This window comes from Acinetobacter sp. GRABPA_MV_2 (assembly GCF_056725885.1).
This window is the reverse complement of sequence record NZ_JBWZNA010000007.1, coordinates 50,361-68,934: the sequence shown is the minus strand read 5'-3', so window position 1 is coordinate 68,934 and position 18,574 is coordinate 50,361. Positions and strand designations below refer to the sequence as shown.

Genomic DNA, 18,574 nt, shown 5'->3' with positions numbered 1-18,574 from the left:
GCAATGTAGGCCAGCACGCAAAGGATAGTATTCGCTATTGTTGGCGTCAAGCGTGGGAAATGACAATCGTATTAAAATAGATCGTTAAAAAGTAAGGGGAAGTAATTCAGCTTTTCCCGTTAAAAATTAGTTTATAAAATACAGAAATTGACTATCGAAATTGGGATTATATATTCATAAAATAAGAATATACCTTTTATGCTTTATTGATTTCATAGCTACATACCAAACTATAGATTAGCTTTAGAGATGAATTATGTATTTGGCTTATTTTAAACATAAGTCTTTTAACGTAACGAGAATAGTAAAATGGGATATATTTAAAAAAACTAGCCCTTATTAGAGCTAGTTTTTCAATCTTCACACAAATAAAAACTTATCAGGCTACCAGATCATTTACCCCTAGATGAGCAAATTTACCATTTATGGTACGACCATCATCTAACTGCACATTTTTAAATTCAATGGTTCCTTCTGACTCATTGACAGTTACACCAGTACAATGATCATTTGTCAATTTACAATTCCATTTCAAATGAATATTTACATTCAATTGATCTTTTTTAGGTCTTTGATACGCTACATTTGCTTTTTTAGTAATAGTATCGTATTTCACCGTAAACTCGAGATCAGACTTATGATCTCTACTCATAAAACGAAAATATTTACTTTCATTTTCTGCATATGCAGCTGCCGCAACTGTCTCATCAATTTTAAAAACTTCACTTCCTACTGTAACTTGCCCATAAGGAATTTTTTTCTCGAAACCGCCTGAGACCTTTAACTCTGGAGATGCAACATATTCAATAGGGTTAGTAAATGAATTATTGATAAATTTAAAGGTAGTTAGACCATTTTCATAATCTGTATTTAATATAAAATCCCGATTAAAATATCCTTTGTATATATAAACTTCTTTTGGCTGTTCATTACTAAAATAATTTCCCTCAGTTAATATGAACCTATCATGTTCAGGATCCAGAGGATTAGAAAAGTTAAAATAATATTCTTTATCTGTGTTAAAAGTTAAGACAGAACTAGTTGTCCAATTCATAAATCTTTGTATTGTCGCCAGCTTACCATTAACGACTAAATCTGATTTAGCTGGATATTCATTAAAACGTTTCGTGTTCCATACTGGCCAATCAGAATTTACTTCGAATTTAATAGAGCCTTTAATTTTGGCAGTCGAAGCAAAGTCAATATTATTTAAACGCCCTGATACAGCACCATTTGCGCTTATAATAAAGTAAGTTTTACCATCACTTTGTTTTTCGAATTTATAAGAGAATGTATCACTACATGAGTTTCGGCATTGGACAGCCAAATGGCCTTTATCATTCTCTGAATAGCTAAAAACCCCAACTTTATCACCTTTAGGATAAAAATAAAGACCAGCCAAATTGTTAATATGCGCAGATAAATCATTACTTGGAGTAAGAATCTCTAAATCCCACATACTATTATTTGAAGCGGATGCCTCAATTACACTGTTTGTATGAAATGGTGAGAACTTAATAGTTGAGTTATTAGTAACTCCTGAATTTTCAATTTCAAAATAGCCATGTGCCAAATCTGGGCTTAATACAGACGCTTCTACAATAGGCTTCGGTACAGGTGTATCTGATGTCGCTGAACCACCCCCTCCACCTCCCCCACATGCAGCTAAAAGAATAGAAAAAAGTGCTAAGGGTAATAATTTTGTTTGATTATGAAGCATAAAAAATATTTCACTTTTATTAAAGATTTAAATTAAGCTCAAAGAGTCTTTTGAACGATTCATTGAGCTTCTATAAAATTATTTTTTTGTTTGTATCTCCCAAAATTTATCGCCCTCAGAATTAACATAGTCAGTTATAAAATTTTCAAAGTTGACTGAACAATACCAATCTGAGCGATTATCAAAAGGTAAAGCGATAAGTACAGCGCCATAATCCTTACTTTCAGGATCACACCTTAACAGTAACAAATCTGAATCACCATAAAACTCACCAATTATCAAATCCCCCTTAGTGAAGTCTTTAGGTCTTAACTCTCTATAATATTTATTAGATGACTGTAACTCATCAATACTAAATATTTTCGCTCCCCATTGCCCATATTCCTCATCCTTGAATAAATCAGCCCCATTACTAACTAAGAGAAACTCCTTAAACTCTGTTGGTAATTGCAAATCGATATCACCAAATCTATCTGGTGAAATACCATTATTCAAAATACAACGAAACTGAAAAAAAGTTTTTTCTCCTCTATGAACAGCATGCTTTGGTTCTTTACTCCAAAGAGTCTCTATTTTTCTTAATGCTTCATTCACATTTTTCTCCAAAAAGAATTAAACTCTTGTTGAGAAGCTTTTCTTTGCACAGGCGTTGAATTCTAAAATTCATTTGTTCTACCAAACTCTCTCGCTTTTGAAAGATTCTTTGAGATTCAATAAAATTTATTCAGCATGCCACCATTTTAAGAAATTTCCATGCTCGTCATATATTTTGTGGGCTAAGGAATAAGGGCAAAACATTAAAAAATACCATCCTAGATAACCATTTTCCTCATCCATTTTGTCCATTTCTGCCTTACCTACCCAAACTTCTTTTAGCAAAGCAAGCTGTTCTTCTGGTGTGCCTGTTAAATGTTCGCCATCTCTTGATGGATCTTCACTATTTAAATTATAAAATAAACATTTATCTCCACTTTTCAATAAGACTTCTAAGGCTTTAAAAAAAGCAGTATCTGGATCATATTCCATTTCTAATTCTGGATAAAACTCTTGAGTCTCACCATCACAAGAAATCCATAAATACCGCAATCCCATATTGTCATGCCATTCTTGAAATACTTTTAAAATTGCATCTACTTGATTCATTGGAACTTTAACTCCAAAACATTTTTCTTCATGCCAGCAGGCTTTTGAATCTCAATTGTGAAACGGGCTTTAGAAACATCCTGTGAAAAAGAAAAATTTCTTAATAAAATAGTACTACCATCTTCTTGAGGAACACGGATAATATATCCTGGTTGCCCATTTAATGAGGTTCGCCCTTTAATAGGTTGATACATGGGACTAGTACTATTAGGTAATGTTCTAATTCCTGCAATTTCTTTAAAGGCTGTATAAATATCTTCATTTGAAGCACCTTTGTAAACAGCAGCTCCTGAAGAGACCGATGAATCCGGCTTAAACACTTTACCATTTACAGATAGTTCGAAGCTTTTAATATCCGATTTTTTCGCCGCCGCAATAATTGCATTTTTTGTTGTTGACGTCCCCAAATTCTTCACAAGAATTTTTTGATCGCTTTTTAAGGCATCAACATTTTTAGCTGCCTTTAAATCAATACCTATTAGCAAATCAATTGCTGCAAATGCTCTATCCCCAGGTGTGGATGTAGGGCTAATCAAAGTTTTGATATTATCCCCAATATCAATTACTCCCTGAACACCTTCTTCCTTAAAAATCTTAATAACATCGTCGGGTTTAAGATTTGCTCTTACTGAGGCTGGCATATCAGTAATTCTTTTAGCTACTCTATATGCCGCTTTTCCTGCGGTTGTTGCAAGCTTACCCAATGTGTTGTTTTCAACAGCTATATTCGCACTATTTGCAGCGGTGTTAACATCATAGCCAGCAAAAGCGGCTGTCGTACCCGCAACAAGTTTACTTGTATCTTTAATTTTTGTTCTTTCGGCATCTGTTAGGTCGAGTGCAGTTTTACCTGCTGGAATCATAAGCTCTGCAACTATTTCACCAACCCCAGCACCAATTGCACCCGCTTCACAACTCTGTTTTGTAGCTGCCGCCGTAGCACATCCTACAACAGCATGGGCAATTTTATGAATTGTATATTCAAATACATTAGGATCGACTTTATCTAAACTCGTTCCAATCTGATTAGCCAACTCTCCTTGTAATGCCCCTGCTAGACCTGCAAGTAAGGCAACCTGTAAATTATCTCCCAGATCTCCACCATTAATCGCAGTTTGTACTAAAGTTGATCCTACTGAGGATGCAAAATTATTCGCCAATCTGTCTGACAGAAGAGTACTGTCTGGTTTTAAATTTAGAGCAGTACCAACTTGACTTAATAAACCTGCTGTTACCACAGATGCAGCCAGATTTTTAATAGAGTCTTTACTTCCCATCTCTTTTAGGGTCTTACCAATATCCCCACCGTTATTAATCAGACCAATACTTGCCTGAGCAGCTAGACTCGTGACTGCTGCATTTGCCATTACCCCTAATGTTGATGGAACAATTGCTCCTGCTGCTGTGGTCGTCACTCCAGCAGTTCCAAGCATACTTGCACCCAGTCCTACAGTTGTACCACTTGCAGCGGTTCCTCCCGCTGCTCCAGCCGCTGCAGCAGTACCTGAACCCATCGTAGCAATTGTTACAATGATAACAATAATGGCAGCTCCAGCCGCTGTGAGACCTTGTGATTTATAATCCCAATCCTTTTGGGTTAATAAAACTGTTTGCCAATCTACATCTTTGCGGTTTACTAAATCTTTAAGATAGGTGCTTCCCGGTTGATTTGCTAATTTTAAAATTGCATCACGTAATTCGACTTTATTAACATCTTTTTCACTAATAGGAACTTGTACACTTAAACCACCTGCTGCATTAAAAACTGGGGGTTGTGGTCCATTAAAATTAGGGAGCTGCGCAGTTTCAGTAATTGATCCTTTGTCCTGCATAGACTGCCAGACAACAGAGTTCTTTTTTCTATTTAGGCTTTCTTCAACTAGATTCTTTGCAGGAACTAAAGTAATCGTTCCCCCTGCCTCAATTGTGGCACTTTTGAGATACGTAAACTCGGTCCCTTCAAGTCTTGTGTCATATCCTGATTTTGTACCAATATAATCAGCTTTTAATTTTGCAGGTATTTCTGTAGTTTGATTTCTGGTTGCATTGGTTTTTGATGTACCAAGATTAATCCCTAACCATGAAGATTTTTTAACCTGATTTACGTTTGAGTTATTCACAGCAGCTACAGTTAAAAAATTCAGGTCTCCGCCAGATCGAATTGAAATTTTTCCACCATTAGCATTAAATCGTGCAGAATAAATATCTACAGATGTATTCAGAGCAGGATCTCTTGTACCATCTGCTCGTAACGGGTTTTTAAATTGGCTGATAACGTTAATATTTTTACCATAAATATCAACAGAAGCAGGTGTTACAACATCTCCAATCGTTGTTGTGGTGGTAGTTTTTTTCTTACCATACCACGATCTTTTCGTTTCTGTTTTTGTACTACGGTCATATAAAGTTTCAAGTGCCGTATCAAACAATATACTTTTATCTGCTTCAATATTTACATCACCTTGAGCAGAATTAATCCCTACTCCTTGCAGTACTAAATTGTCATTAACAGTTTTCCCTATAGCACGTATGTTTACCCCTTTATTTCCATTTATATTTGTTGGGTTTACATACTCTCTATAACTATAATTCTGGTCAGTATCCTTACCTTTTTCATACACATCTAAATTACCATCAATAATGATACTTGCACTTATTTCTTTAGCAGCAGTACCTTCTTTTTTTGCAGTGGCTCGATATTTCCCATTTAAAACACCCTGAGCTTGAATATTGACTATCCCTTGTTTTGCATCAATATTTGCTCCGGTAATTGAAACTCCCTTTTTTGAAGAAATATTAATATTTCCAGCATTAGAGGATAACTCGCTATTGAAGTTTTCCACTCCAGTGATCGTATTCGCGATAAAATTCTTCTTTTCCTGATCATCCTGACTGTTGATTAAATCTTTCTTCTTGGATACGCCATTGACTTTATCAGCAATCCCATCAATCACAAGGTCTCCTTTTGTTGAAACGATATTGATATCTTTTTGAACATTTATTTTTGTTCCTTTAATATCGACGCTTGTACCTTCTAAACTAAGACCACCTTTCCTAGAGATGATGCCAACAAAACCTGCTTCATTTAGATTAGGTGCAAAATTTTCACCCTCAATCCTTATGGCTCCTTGTTTAGAACGAACATCAATATCATTTTCTGCAACTAATGTGATTGTATCATGCCCATGAGTTGGTTTAATGACAAAGTCTTTATCAAGCTGAATCGACAAGTTACCGTTTATATTTTTTAGTTTAGTATCTAATTGAAGCAACTCACTTCCAGTTGCCCTAAAATCGATACCATTATTCGATAGCTGGTTTGCTTCAACAACAACTGCTCCGCCATATCCTTGCCCATCAATGCTTCCACTACTAATTGCAGATAAAACACCTTTAGCATTCAAAATATAATTTTTATAAGCAGTGATATTTCCTTTTGAGCTTAAAGCAATATGTTGATTTGCTCTTGTATTTGTGCGTTCTAAAACGAGATCTTTATTTGAATTTATTTCAATGTTCTTTGTAGCGTTTAAATCAATATCATGTACTTGAGCAATGTTCCCTGCCCGAATTGATATTCCACCATTCAATGCATTAATTTCACCACTGCTTATATCTAAAACTCCAGTTTTACTCCACAAAGTTACGTCTTTTGCATTAATAAAACCCGATGCAACAGAAGCTTTCATACCTGTTGTATAGCCATTATTGCCATCTAGTGTTAGGTCCCCTCCAGAAAGAAGCAATACATTTCCATCTGTAGACTTAAGATCCACTGTATTTATTTTTGTAATAGCATTTTCGCCTTTTGATCCTAAAACAATTCCATTTTTTGCATTTATTCTATTTTTTAAGGTATTCCATCCATTATTTTGAGTTTCAAGATTTACATTCCCATTACCTAAAATTGAAACTTTACCTTCAGATGAACTTACATTGAGACTTTTTGCATACAAACTTCCAATTTCAGTTTGCACATCAATATCTTTCTTTGTTAGTAAGCTTGTATCAGTGCGAAGGATAAGATTATTTTTTGCAGCTATATTGATCGTACCTTGTGTTTTTAAGCTCACAGGACTGACATCATTACCGATCTCAATATCATTATCAGCGTATAGATTTATGTTATTAGAATTTTCCTGAATAATAGAGCTATTTAGTTTTATATTTTTTGCACCCTTAATATTAAAATCTTTTCCAGCATAAAGCTTAGTATTATCAACACCTAACAAAGAACTGCCAGTATTACCCAAACTTATTAAATTTACATTTCCAGCTTTAGACTCAATGCTAGAGTTAGCAATATTCAAATTATTTTTTGATTGGATGTTAAGATCATTATTACTAGTGATCCCTTTTCCATTTTGTATATCAATATTATTGTTTGCTAATAATGAAATATCACCTTGACTTGAGATGTTGCTGTCCTTTCCTAAGTTGAAATTCAATGAGTCACTATAGATGCCCCCTCCGACTCCAGCATTTTGAATATTTACACCATTTTGTAAGCTAACATCTCCTTTAGACGATAAGAAAATAGAGCTTATCGTTGTTCCTAATTTATCTATTTTCCCTCCACTCAATGCCAAGTTTCTATCAGAACTTATAAATATATTGCCATTGGATTGGATTGTCCCGGAAGAAGTAAAATCTCCATTATTTTGGCTAGATAAATTTAATACAGAATTTTGGCTACCTGTAGTTTTGACGACTCCGCTATTTTCAATTTTCCCTGCACTAGTAATCACCAGATTGTTGACTGCCTGAAGTGTCCCCGCATTAGTAACGCCGAGGCCCTTTTCTGTCCCCATCAAATAAATATTATTGGCATACATTCCACCCAGCGCTTTAACATCTACTGCCAATGTCGGTGCGGTTCCTGTGCCTGTTTTAGCAGTAACATCCTGTAAATCTGCACTGACATTATTTGCCCCGGCAATCACCTGAATATCATTTTTGGCACGTAGTTCAGCACTAAGTTCTAATGCACGAGCATAGAGGTCCACATAGTTTGCATCATTATTATTTCCCCCTAATCCAAACTTAGAGTTAGGATTTGCTGAAACCGTAATTCTTCCTTGATCAACTGTGAACTGTTTGATACTGCCATCAGCATTTAATTGAGGTTTACCCGTAGTAAAAATTGCCTTATTGGCATTAATAAAGCCACCGCCTTTAATGTTAATACCAGACGGGTTGGCAATAATCACATCTGCCATTTGCCCTGCGACTTCTAAGTTACCTTCAAATCTTGAAGCAGCTGTTGAATTTACCTCATTTAAAATAACTCGTGCTTCACCTGTGGCTAAAAATGGGTTTGCCCCCACTGTCCCTACAGTTTTAGTGGTGGCTCCTGTTCGGCTATTATTTAACACAGCACCTTCGGCCAACACATCAAACTGTTTATAAATATTGTGAGAAATACCATTTTTGGGAGTCTGAATATTAACCACTGGAACTGTTGTGCCTGCTGAGTTTTTACCAGCACCAATGACAGCCCGATTTGCAGCATTCGCTGCGCTATCCGCAACAATAGCAGCATAGACTGGAGCAAATGGCACCAACAAGCTAATACTTACAACCAATGCCTTGACGTGCCATAGTTGATGAAATGATTTTTCTTGTCCCGATGATTGTCCAGAGCTCACCATTTCTGAGGAGATAGATTGTCCTGCCGCCTTGCTCTGGCTTCTGACATTCTCGGCAACTGCCATAAACATGTTACGGGCTTTGTTAAAAACAATTCGATAAAGATTTTTATTCATAAGTCAGTTTTCTCTAATTAAAATTAATTTTGTTTCTTAAGCAAACTTAATAAAAAGCATTTAAGCTAAATCCCAAAATCCAGTCTTTTTTTATACTTTTAGGTGCGATTAGGCCTCGCCCTGTAAAGGCATCAATATAAAAATGGTTGAGATAACTTCGTAGTCCTACGACACTTCCCATCAGATGACGCTGCCCAGCAATACTGTTCTCACCGTTCACCCACCCCTGATCTACAGCCATGTAAAATTGAGTATTAGGAATTTGTGTATTTACGCTGATTTCCTGTTGTAAATACTGCCCGTTATCGCCTGATAGCATCAGTTCACCATCAAAACCTCGAACGCTATAACGACCACCGATATAAAAACGATCATTAGGTACTAAAACTCGTGGAGCATATTGTCCACGCCAGTTCAAACGGTATTGAGCAGGCGTATCTAAAAGCAAAAATGGCATTTGAAAACGTAAATCGGCACTCCATATCGGTGCACGGGAATACCCTTCTGACGGTAATGGATTTTTATCAATGTCCTTAATTTGTTCTTCTGGTGCTAACAACGCATCAAATGCGCCTGTGCCATGCCGATAATCCAAACCAGCATCTAATACAGCATCACCCAGATATTGGCGATGTTGTATCCCCGCATTCCAGCCTGAAGTTTTTCTACGTTGTACTTCGATTTCAATATCATCAATAAAGTTTGAATTTTGCTTATGGTAGAGCTTGCCATAGAGGCTGGTTTTATGTTGCCCACTTCGGCTAAGTACACGGGATACATTCAAATTACCCTGCTGACTTAAGCCGTGATAACGTAGTACACCATTTGCACCCAATACATTTTGCTCGTATTGATAACGGCTATAGCTAGTACTGAAATCATAATTTCCTAACGGAAGCTGATAACTTACAAAGTAGTTTTTATTTAAGTCTCGATGTAAGTTATCTAATGAATGACTAAAATTAAAAGAAAGAGAATCACTTAAATAGAATGGATTATTAATATTGAGTCCTAGACTACCTATATAACGACCTGTATCTTTACTCCCTGAATTATCCAGACCAAAATTTAAATTGATTTTTGATTGTGGCTGTAACTTAATAATCAGATCACTATACCCTTTAGCTTCCTGAACAGACTCATTTGACGGCACAATTTGTATATCTACCGTATAAGCTCGTTTTAAGTTTTCGAGACCCTGATCAAGTTGTTGTAGATTAAGGACATCGCCTTCTTTAAATGGTAAAGATGCTTTAAGTTGTAATAAGGAGAGTTGCTCACCTTCTACGATGATCTTACGTAAACGCCCAATCTGCACACCAAGTCGCAAAGAACCTTGCTGAATATCTTGGGGGTCAACAGTAACCTGACTGGTAATAAAACCCTTTTTAATCAATTCATTTTGGGCGAAATTAACGAGGTTACGTAAGCTTTGCGTACCAATACACTTGCCAATAATCTTCTGCGGATGATTCCAGATTGCCCGAAGCATAAAGTGAAATTTATAGTGTTCAGGGTCCTGTAACGTCTTTCTATCAAAATCAATATTCTTGACTTTAACGCATGGCTCTTCCGAAACGACTATAGTTTTAAAATCCTGCAATTGGGTAGTGACAGGTTTAGGTACAAGCTGAGTGATTTGCTCTTCTAATTGTTGATTAAGCTCTTTTAAACGTTGTTCCTGACGTATACGATCTGGTAAAGAAATATCATCGATAGCATAAGCATGTGTAGCTAACCCATACAAAAGAAAAAAAGCGTGAGTAAAAAAAATTTTGTTTTGCATAAAATGTTATTTTTAATTTACCAAATGGATAAAAAATCAAACAAAAACTACATGAATCATTCACAATCAACAATAAATGTCATAAAAAATTCATAATTGAAACATTTTGGAAATTTTTTTAAATATTTTTTAATTTTTATTAATGTATATCTATAGTTTAAATATTTAGGAAACAATAGTTGTTCATTAAAATTAATTTATATCTTCTTTTATAAAGATATAAATTCAATTCTTTTCATATTTTTAGAAGTATTTCATTTACTAGGCCAATTTTTATTATTAAAAAAAATATTTAATAGGAGTTAAGCAACCTAAAACCACTCAACTCCTTAGAAAGGCTTAATCAATCCATCAACTTTTTACGGCGGTACAACCCACAATTCCCAGAAAACAACGCTGCCAACAAACAAGTAATAATGGCATACGTGGCAACATTCATTCCAAATAGCTCAACAGCTAAAATAATAGATGTTAACGGTGCCTTACTTGCTCCAGAAAACAGACTTACCAAACCTAAGCCAGCAAGCAATGAAATTGGTAAGTCTAAAACCGCCCCTAAAGCATTTCCTAATGTCGCACCTACATAAAAGAGTGGCGTAATTTCACCACCTTTAAAACCTGAACCTAAAGTGATGGCAGTAAAAATGGTCTTGTTAAAAAAGTCGTAAAACTCAATCGGCACATAAAAAGATGAAATGATTTTATCTGTACCCAAACCATTGTATTGCTGATGTGCAGTGAACAACGTAAGTAGCATAATGACAATACCACCCGCCATCGTTCTTAATGGCAAATAACGCACATATTTATAAAAGACGTCACTCGCAAAATGAATGGCTGCAATAAAGAAACGTGCGACTAGACCGAAGATCAGACCTGCCACAATTAAGTTCATGAGCGTGCCAAAATGAATGGCTGGAAACTCACTAATCACATAAAAAATATGCGGATGAACAATATCAAATAGCTCAGGGATAGCCGATGCAATCAGAGCCGACACAAAACATGGAAAAATAGCTGAGTATCTTAAATTACCTAAAGCAGTAATTTCTAACCCATAGATTGCACCCGCCAGAGGCAAACCAAATACCCCTGCAAAGCCTGCACCAATACTGGCGATTAAACAGATTTTTCGGTTATCTTCCGAGACTTTTAATATATGGCTAAGGTGGTCAATTAAAGCACCCGAAAGCTGAACCGCTGGGGCCTCACGCCCTGCCGAACCACCAAACAGTTGCGTTAAAATTGAAGTAATAAAAATGATGGGGCTCATTCGTTTTGGAATAAACGACTTCGGCTGGTGAATTTCATCAATCAGTAAATGGGTTCCCCGCTCAATCGGTGATCCATATTTTTTAATGAGATAACCAATACCAAAACCCACAAAAGGCAAAAAGTAGATGAGCCAGTGATGCAGACTTCTGACTTTGTTTGAAATATCAAAAGCCACAAAAATTAAAGTCGATGCCAACCCCGCGACGACTCCAATCACGATTGAGATGACGAGCCAATAGACACTGTATTTTAGAATTTGATCATATTCAGATGAAGGTAGAATTTTCATTCGCTTTCTTCAATTCGCCTTTGAGTGAGTGCCAAATTCTCAAATTGTTTTTATGCTGCCAGCTCATTAAGTGAGAAATGCTTAAACTGGGCTAAAAATTAAAGCCCGCATAAGCGAGCTTTCAATACAGTGATTAATTTTCACATCACTAAACTGTGATAAATATCTCACAATTAGGTCTGATTTTCAAGCTAAAAATGGTTATCGAGTACTGTGAAAAATAACAAACCGAGTGAATAAATAAGCATTCGATTTGACCCCATTAAACTAATGCTTAAGTGAGCCAAATCATTTAATGAAGTCTTAATTAATACTCGCAATCACAGTTTCTGCATGGCAGGTCGCGCCCTTCTCTGCGCTAATCTGAATAACACCACTGCGATGTGCCAGTACCTGCACTTCCATTTTCATGGCTTCCATAATGGCGACCACTTGGCCTTCTGTCACTTGCTCCCCATTTTCGACTTTCCAAGTGCTAATCACACCATTAATTGGGGCAAGTAAATGCTCAGCGCTCACTTCAGGCTCGGCTGTTTGTGCTTGGGCTGCCGTTGCTGGGCCTTGTGCAAACATACCCGCAGGTAAACCTAAACGGTATAACTTGCCATCAATTTCAATGTAGCTAAGCAGCATTGGCGGTTGATGGTTTGGAATGCCACGTTTGGTTGGCTTTAATTCTTGTTTAAAGTCATTTTCAATCCAACGCGTATGTACATTAAATTCATCTGTAAAGTCAGGTTCATTAAGTACCGCACGGTGAAAGTCTAAAACCGAAGCCACACCTTCAATTTTAAATTGCTTTAAAGCACGTTTAGCGCGAGCAATTGCAACTTCTCGGGTTGGACCAGTGACAATCAGCTTTGCCATAAGTGAGTCAAAATGGCTAGACACTAATGACCCAGTTCGAACACCTGTGTCGACTCGTACACCGTTACCAAACGGCGCTTCAAATAAACTCAACACACCAAAGGCTGGAATAAAACCGCGTGCTGGGTCTTCGGCATTGATACGAAACTCAATGGCATGGCCTTGCGCTTTCGGTGTTTCTTTAATAGAAAGCTTATGACCCTGTGCCACGCGAATTTGTTCAACCACCAAATCAACTTTTGAGGTTTCTTCAGTCACTGGGTGCTCAACTTGCAAACGCGTGTTTACTTCTAAAAAGGAAAGCTTGCCGTCACGGCTCAGTAAATATTCAACTGTTCCCGCACCCACATAGTTTGCTACCTGACAAATGTTTTTTGCCGAGGTTAAAATTTGCTGGTAAATCTCATCGCTAATAAATGGCGCGGGCGCTTCTTCGACTAACTTTTGGTTACGACGTTGCAATGAACAGTCACGTGTACCAAGTACCACAATATTGCCATGTTGGTCTGCTATCACCTGCGCTTCTACATGGCGCGGTTTATCGAGATATTGCTCGACAAAACACTCACCACGGCCAAAGGCAGCTTTTGCTTCACGTACTGCCGACTCATAAAGCTCTTTGACTTCTTCGAGTTTCCACGCGACTTTTAAGCCACGGCCACCGCCACCAAATGCGGCTTTAATGGCAATTGGTAAACCATATTGTTTGGCAAACTCTAAAGCTTCATCTGCATTATTGAGTGGATCTTGCGTACCCTGAACCAAAGGCGCACCAACGGAAGCTGCAATTTTACGTGCTTCGATTTTATCGCCTAGTTTTTCAATGGCACTTGGTGATGGCCCTACCCATTTTAAGCCCGCATCAATCACGGCTTGGGCAAATTCAGCACGTTCAGATAAAAAGCCATAACCCGGATGCACCATGGTCGCTTTCGATTTCTTTGCAACTTCGATAATGGCTGGAATATTTAGGTAAGTCTTGCTAGCAGTCGCACCAGCCAAACCCCATGCTTCATCTGCAAGTTCGACATGCATGCTGCCAATATCGTCATCTGCATATAACGCGACTGATGAAATTCCCATATCACGGCAAGCATGAATAATACGAACGGCAATTTCACCACGGTTAGCAATCAATAATTTTTCTGTATTCATCTTTCATTCTCAAAATCTGTAAATTCGGCAATTTTTTTAAATTTGATGCGGCAACCTGCTGGAATCTGTGCCACCAAGTCCCAATGGTGTTTAGCAACAGAGCCAATGACCGGATATCCGCCCGTTAAAGGGTGATCATTCATAAACAAAACGGGCTGACCACTCGGTGGAATCTGCAAAGCACCAATACATGTGCCTTCACTTTCCAGTTCATGGGTAATTTTGCGAGTTAAAGGCTGCTCACCTGAAAGTCTTAGCCCAACTCGGTTGCTTTCATTGGTCACCAGCCACTCTTGTTGACACAGTAGTTCAATACTGTCTTGTTCAAACCAATCGGTACGTGGGCCCATCACAATATTTAGCTCAACGACTTCGCCAGCTTGTGGCAAATCGGTTTTACCAACTTCATTTACGCTAATATTGGTTGCCTTTACTTGCCCTTGATAAATGGTATCTCCAAGTTTTAAAGGCTCTGGACCTAACACTGCCAAGCTATCAAACGAAGCACTATTCAGTACTGGCTCAACATATATTCCACCGCGAACAGCCAGATAGTTTCTTAAGCCTGCTGTTGGTGGTTGAATTTGAAATTCATCGCCTTCATCCAAATCAATCGGTTGATAGCTTGCAAAGTCTACGGTTTGACCATCCGCAAATTTCACACGAATGTTTGAGATGGCCCCAGCCACCGCAATAACGCCCGCATGCTGCATTTTGGCTTTTAGACCGCCATTTAAAACTTCGATAACGGGTGTATCGGGTGGATTACCGACAATACGGTTAGCACTGTGCATGGCAGATAAATCCATTGCACCCGCTACGCCAACCCCAATATTGGTCTGGTTTAAGCGCCCTTCATCTTGAATGAGCATTTGTAAACTTGGCGCAGTGATCGTAAATAGTGGCACCGATTGTTTCAGCTCAACCTTACGTGTAATTTTCTGCGGTACATTCACAATGGTTGGATTATGCGTCACATCTTCAAAATATACAGTCATGCCCGGTAACAGTAACGCAGGGTTTTTACGCTCTAAATCCCACATTTTTTCTGATGTAGTACCAATCAGCTGCCAACCACCCGGGCTGTCTTTTGGGTAAATACCAGAGTATTTTCCAGCCAATCCCAAAGAACCTGACGGTATTTTTTTACGCGGAACCGTTAAGCGCGGAATACCGGTAAAAGGCTTATCGGGACTGCTCATATACGCAAAGCCCGGCGCAAAACCAATAAAAGCCACATTCCACACGCTTTGGTGATGTTTTCTAATCACATCTGCAACAGTCAGCCCTTGTAGCTCTGCAACTTGAGCGAGGTCTTCGCCGTTATAGCAAATCGGCACAATCACTTCTTGGCCGCTACGCTCAAATCCAGAATCAATTTTGAGACTCTGAATTGAAGCAACCAGCGTTTTAAAGTTGGTTTCGATCTCATTAAAGAAAACCAAAATTGTTTTTGCAGCGGGGACTAAGTCTTTAATTCCATTCAATTGCGTATTTTGCAATTTATTGTACAACGCCAAAGTTTCCTCTAAGCTCGCAAGCTCAATCAGAAAACAATCGGCGTTTACCGATAAAAAACGCATTTGTTTATCCTTTTAATTCTTCTTTAGTCCAATTAGCCAATCCAAGCACGGTCAGGAATGTCAGTAATAAACATGTGACCCGGTGCATGACTAATCGCAAAAGGAATTTTCGAGTTCATGACGGCAGCTTGCGGTGTTACGCCACAGGCCCAAAACACTGGAATTTCACCCGCTTCAATACGAGAAGCATCGCCAAAGTCTGGCTTATTTACATCCAAAATTCCTAAGCTTTCAGGGTGACCAATATGTACAGGTGCACCATGCACGCTTGGCATACGTGCTGTAATTTTTACCGCTTCACTAATTTGATGCGATGGAATTGGTCGCATGGAAACCACCATGTTTCCTGAAATACGCCCTGCTGGTTCGCACTTGATATTGCTCAAATACATCGGCACATTGGTGTCATCATGAATGTGGCGAACTTCTATGCCCGCTTCTTGCAAAGCTGTTTCAAATGAAAAACTACAGCCAATTAAGAATGTCACCAAATCAGGATGAGCGTTATAAATCTCTCTTGCATCGGTCACTTCATCGACCATTTGGCCATCTTTCCAAATGCGATAACGTGGGAAGTCAGTGCGGATGTCTGAGTTTGCTGCAAGCTTAGTTGCATAGATGCCTTCTTCGAGCACATCAAGCACTGGGCAGCTTTGCGGATTACGGTGTGCATAGAGCAAAAAGTCATATGCCCACTCTTTTGGCACCGAAATCATGTTGACCTGCGTCATGCCCGCAGCCATGCCTGCTGTCGGTTTATCAAAACCTGCACGAATTTTTAAACGCGCATCTAAAGCGGCTTCAAGCTGAGCTGGGTCGACTTTAATATCCTTATACATGGTGCTCATCCTTATGCTTTGTTTACAAACGGGCGGATTTCAATATTGTTTTTTACAAGCTCGGCTTTAATGGCTGCCGACATCTCTAGCGCACCGTCTGTGTCGCCATGCAAGCAAATGGTGTCGGCCTGAATTGGAGTAAATACACCGTCAATTGACTCAACTCCACCATTTTTAAGCATAGACACCACACGGCTCGCAACAAATGCTGAGTCATGTAAAACCGCACCTTCTAGACGACGAGACACCAGTGAACCATCGCTGTTATAAGCACGGTCTGCAAATGCCTCAGATACCACTTTTAAGCCAGCCGCACGTGCCTGCTCGACTAAGTTCGATCCAGCCAAAGCTACTAAAACCAGTTCAGGGTTATACATTTTAATCGCATCAATCACTGCGGCTGCTTGAGCTTGGTCATGTGCAATGGTGTTATAAAGCGCGCCATGCGGTTTAACGTATTGCACTTTTGAACCTGCCACTTTAGCCAAGCCATCGAGTGCAGAAATTTGGTAAAGTACATCGGCAATCAGCTCGTCACGGGACAAATCCATATTACGGCGGCCAAAGCCTACAAGGTCTGGGTAAGACACGTGGGCCCCAATAGTCACACCAAGCTCAACGGCTTTACGAACCGTTTTTAAAATGCCGAGTGGGTCGCCCGCATGAAAGCCACAAGCAATATTGGCACTGGTCACGACAGGTAAAATCTGGTCATCATTACCCATTTTCCATGAGCCAAAGCTTTCACCCAAATCACTATTTAAATCTACAAACATGGCATTATTCCTTTATCACTTCACTCAGTCTGGCTTAAAGCTTGGTCAAATAGTTAAACACAGTCGTAAACGACATATAGCCCATCCACCACGTCAATAGACATGTTAATCCACCTAAAATAAGCAACCATTTTGGATAGTTATAATTACCCATTAAATCTTTACGGCATGCAGCAACATACACAAAAATTGTAAGACCAATTGGCAACACTAAACCGTTAAAACCACCTACAAAAATGAGTAGACCTGCCGGAGTTGCGCCCAATAACACATAGAGCAATAAAGCCAATGCGATAAAGGTAATGGTCGTATAGTTGGTTTGCTTTGGTGTTAAGTTCTTTTTAAACGCAGTAAAGAATGACACCGAAGTATATGCTGCGCCAATGGTGCTACTAATCCCTGCTGCCCAGAAAATTAAACCAAATAATTTAAAACCAAATGTACCCGCTGCATATTGGAATGCTTGAGCTGCCGGATTGGCGTCATGGCTGGCTAAGTCAATGGTTGCACCGCTCACCACCACACCTAAAAAAGCCAAGAACAACACATAGCGCATGATGCCGACCACAACAATACCCTTGGTCGCAGCTTTAGCAACTTCATCAATATTTTCAGGGCCAACAGCGCCTTTATCGAGTAAACGGTGTGCACCCGCATAGCAGATATAGCCACCAACTGTACCGCCCACAATGGTGGTAATAATGGCAAAGTCGATCTGATCTGGAGCAAAGGTTTGATGTACAGCTTGCCCAACTGGAGGCATCACAATGACAGCAACGATAATAATCAGGAGGATTTTAAGTAATCCCAACACGATCATGCTTTTATCCATGGCAAGCGTTGCTTTTCTTGATGCAAAAATCAAAATGGCTAAAGCACCACTTAAAATACCGCCCCACTTTGTGTCGAGGCCAAAAAGCGCATTTAAACCTAAAGCTGCACCGGCAATGTTACCGACACTAAAAAAAAACCCGCCCAAAATCACCAGAAACGCCAGTAAATAACCACTACCCGGCAATGCTTTATTGGCAATGTCTGATGCACGCATTTGAGTAAGTGTCACCACTCGCCAAATATTTTGTTGAACCACATAATCAATCAAAATGGAAACTAAAATGGCAAAGCCAAATGCCGCGCCTAACTTGACTGTAAATACAGCAGTTTGGGTTAAAAATCCGGGCCCCATTGCAGAGGTCGCCATCATAAAGATCGAGGCCACAATGGCCCATTGGCGATCTGATAAAAAAGAAGATTTCAGTAAAGACATATTAATGCGTTCCTCATCCATTTGAGCTTAACAACGCTATTTTCAAGTTGAACCAAGAACACCATTTTTGTCCCAAACGATATTCTTTAATCCTTTAAAAATGACAAAG

General features: G+C 38.8%; 11 protein-coding genes. All 11 read right to left on the bottom strand.

Annotation, left to right across the window (positions count from 1 at the left end; translation table 11 throughout):
• Window positions 1-379: 379 nt before the first annotated feature.
• Window positions 380-1,720: a hypothetical protein gene (locus tag ACXM0J_RS08420; protein WP_262470432.1), complete on the bottom strand. Its 1,341-nt coding sequence runs from the start codon at window positions 1,718-1,720 to the stop codon at window positions 380-382.
• A gap of 78 nt (window positions 1,721-1,798) precedes the next feature.
• Complete coding sequence (locus ACXM0J_RS08415; RefSeq protein ID WP_262470433.1) at window positions 1,799-2,314, bottom strand: SMI1/KNR4 family protein; 516 nt, start codon at window positions 2,312-2,314, stop codon at window positions 1,799-1,801.
• A 126-nt stretch (window positions 2,315-2,440) separates the two neighbouring features.
• Window positions 2,441-2,863, bottom strand: coding sequence for a hypothetical protein (locus ACXM0J_RS08410; protein ID WP_086265012.1), 423 nt, complete (start codon window positions 2,861-2,863; stop codon window positions 2,441-2,443).
• Window positions 2,860-8,628, bottom strand: coding sequence for a two-partner secretion domain-containing protein (locus ACXM0J_RS08405; protein WP_262470437.1), 5,769 nt, complete (start codon window positions 8,626-8,628; stop codon window positions 2,860-2,862). The genes ACXM0J_RS08410 and ACXM0J_RS08405 overlap by 4 nt, the downstream gene beginning before the upstream one ends.
• Window positions 8,629-8,674: 46 nt before the next feature.
• Window positions 8,675-10,414 carry a ShlB/FhaC/HecB family hemolysin secretion/activation protein gene (locus ACXM0J_RS08400; protein ID WP_086265087.1) on the bottom strand — a complete coding sequence of 580 codons (1,740 nt, stop codon included), beginning with the start codon at window positions 10,412-10,414 and terminating at the stop codon, window positions 8,675-8,677.
• A 343-nt stretch (window positions 10,415-10,757) separates the two neighbouring features.
• Window positions 10,758-11,978 carry a chloride channel protein gene (locus tag ACXM0J_RS08395; protein WP_139841471.1) on the bottom strand — a complete coding sequence of 407 codons (1,221 nt, stop codon included), beginning with the start codon at window positions 11,976-11,978 and terminating at the stop codon, window positions 10,758-10,760.
• 303 nt (window positions 11,979-12,281) lie between these two features.
• Window positions 12,282-14,000: an acetyl/propionyl/methylcrotonyl-CoA carboxylase subunit alpha gene (locus tag ACXM0J_RS08390; protein WP_086265088.1), complete on the bottom strand. Its 1,719-nt coding sequence runs from the start codon at window positions 13,998-14,000 to the stop codon at window positions 12,282-12,284.
• On the bottom strand, window positions 13,997-15,583 hold the full coding sequence (locus ACXM0J_RS08385; protein WP_086265089.1) for a 5-oxoprolinase subunit B/C family protein: 1,587 nt from the start codon (window positions 15,581-15,583) through the stop codon (window positions 13,997-13,999). Before ACXM0J_RS08385 ends, ACXM0J_RS08390 begins: the two co-directional genes overlap by 4 nt.
• A 32-nt stretch (window positions 15,584-15,615) precedes the next feature.
• Entirely contained in the window at window positions 15,616-16,431 is an 816-nt protein-coding gene (locus ACXM0J_RS08380) for a putative hydro-lyase (RefSeq protein ID WP_086265090.1), read from the bottom strand.
• A gap of 2 nt (window positions 16,432-16,433) precedes the next feature.
• Entirely contained in the window at window positions 16,434-17,198 is a 765-nt protein-coding gene (locus tag ACXM0J_RS08375; RefSeq protein WP_000496072.1) for a LamB/YcsF family protein, read from the bottom strand.
• 34 nt (window positions 17,199-17,232) lie between these two features.
• Window positions 17,233-18,486: an NRAMP family divalent metal transporter gene (locus tag ACXM0J_RS08370; RefSeq protein WP_014206320.1), complete on the bottom strand. Its 1,254-nt coding sequence runs from the start codon at window positions 18,484-18,486 to the stop codon at window positions 17,233-17,235.
• Window positions 18,487-18,574: the final 88 nt, after the last annotated feature.

Coding starts and splice junctions, on each gene's coding strand:
- ACXM0J_RS08385 (WP_086265089.1), bottom strand. CDS start 15,583: ATGCGTTTTTTATCGGTAAACGCCGATTGTTTTCTGATTGAGCTTGCG.
- ACXM0J_RS08410 (WP_086265012.1), bottom strand. CDS start 2,863: ATGAATCAAGTAGATGCAATTTTAAAAGTATTTCAAGAATGGCATGAC.
- ACXM0J_RS08390 (WP_086265088.1), bottom strand. CDS start 14,000: ATGAATACAGAAAAATTATTGATTGCTAACCGTGGTGAAATTGCCGTT.
- ACXM0J_RS08395 (WP_139841471.1), bottom strand. CDS start 11,978: ATGAAAATTCTACCTTCATCTGAATATGATCAAATTCTAAAATACAGT.
- ACXM0J_RS08420 (WP_262470432.1), bottom strand. CDS start 1,720: ATGCTTCATAATCAAACAAAATTATTACCCTTAGCACTTTTTTCTATT.
- ACXM0J_RS08380 (WP_086265090.1), bottom strand. CDS start 16,431: ATGAGCACCATGTATAAGGATATTAAAGTCGACCCAGCTCAGCTTGAA.
- ACXM0J_RS08370 (WP_014206320.1), bottom strand. CDS start 18,486: ATGGATGAGGAACGCATTAATATGTCTTTACTGAAATCTTCTTTTTTA.
- ACXM0J_RS08405 (WP_262470437.1), bottom strand. CDS start 8,628: ATGAATAAAAATCTTTATCGAATTGTTTTTAACAAAGCCCGTAACATG.
- ACXM0J_RS08375 (WP_000496072.1), bottom strand. CDS start 17,198: ATGTTTGTAGATTTAAATAGTGATTTGGGTGAAAGCTTTGGCTCATGG.
- ACXM0J_RS08400 (WP_086265087.1), bottom strand. CDS start 10,414: ATGCAAAACAAAATTTTTTTTACTCACGCTTTTTTTCTTTTGTATGGG.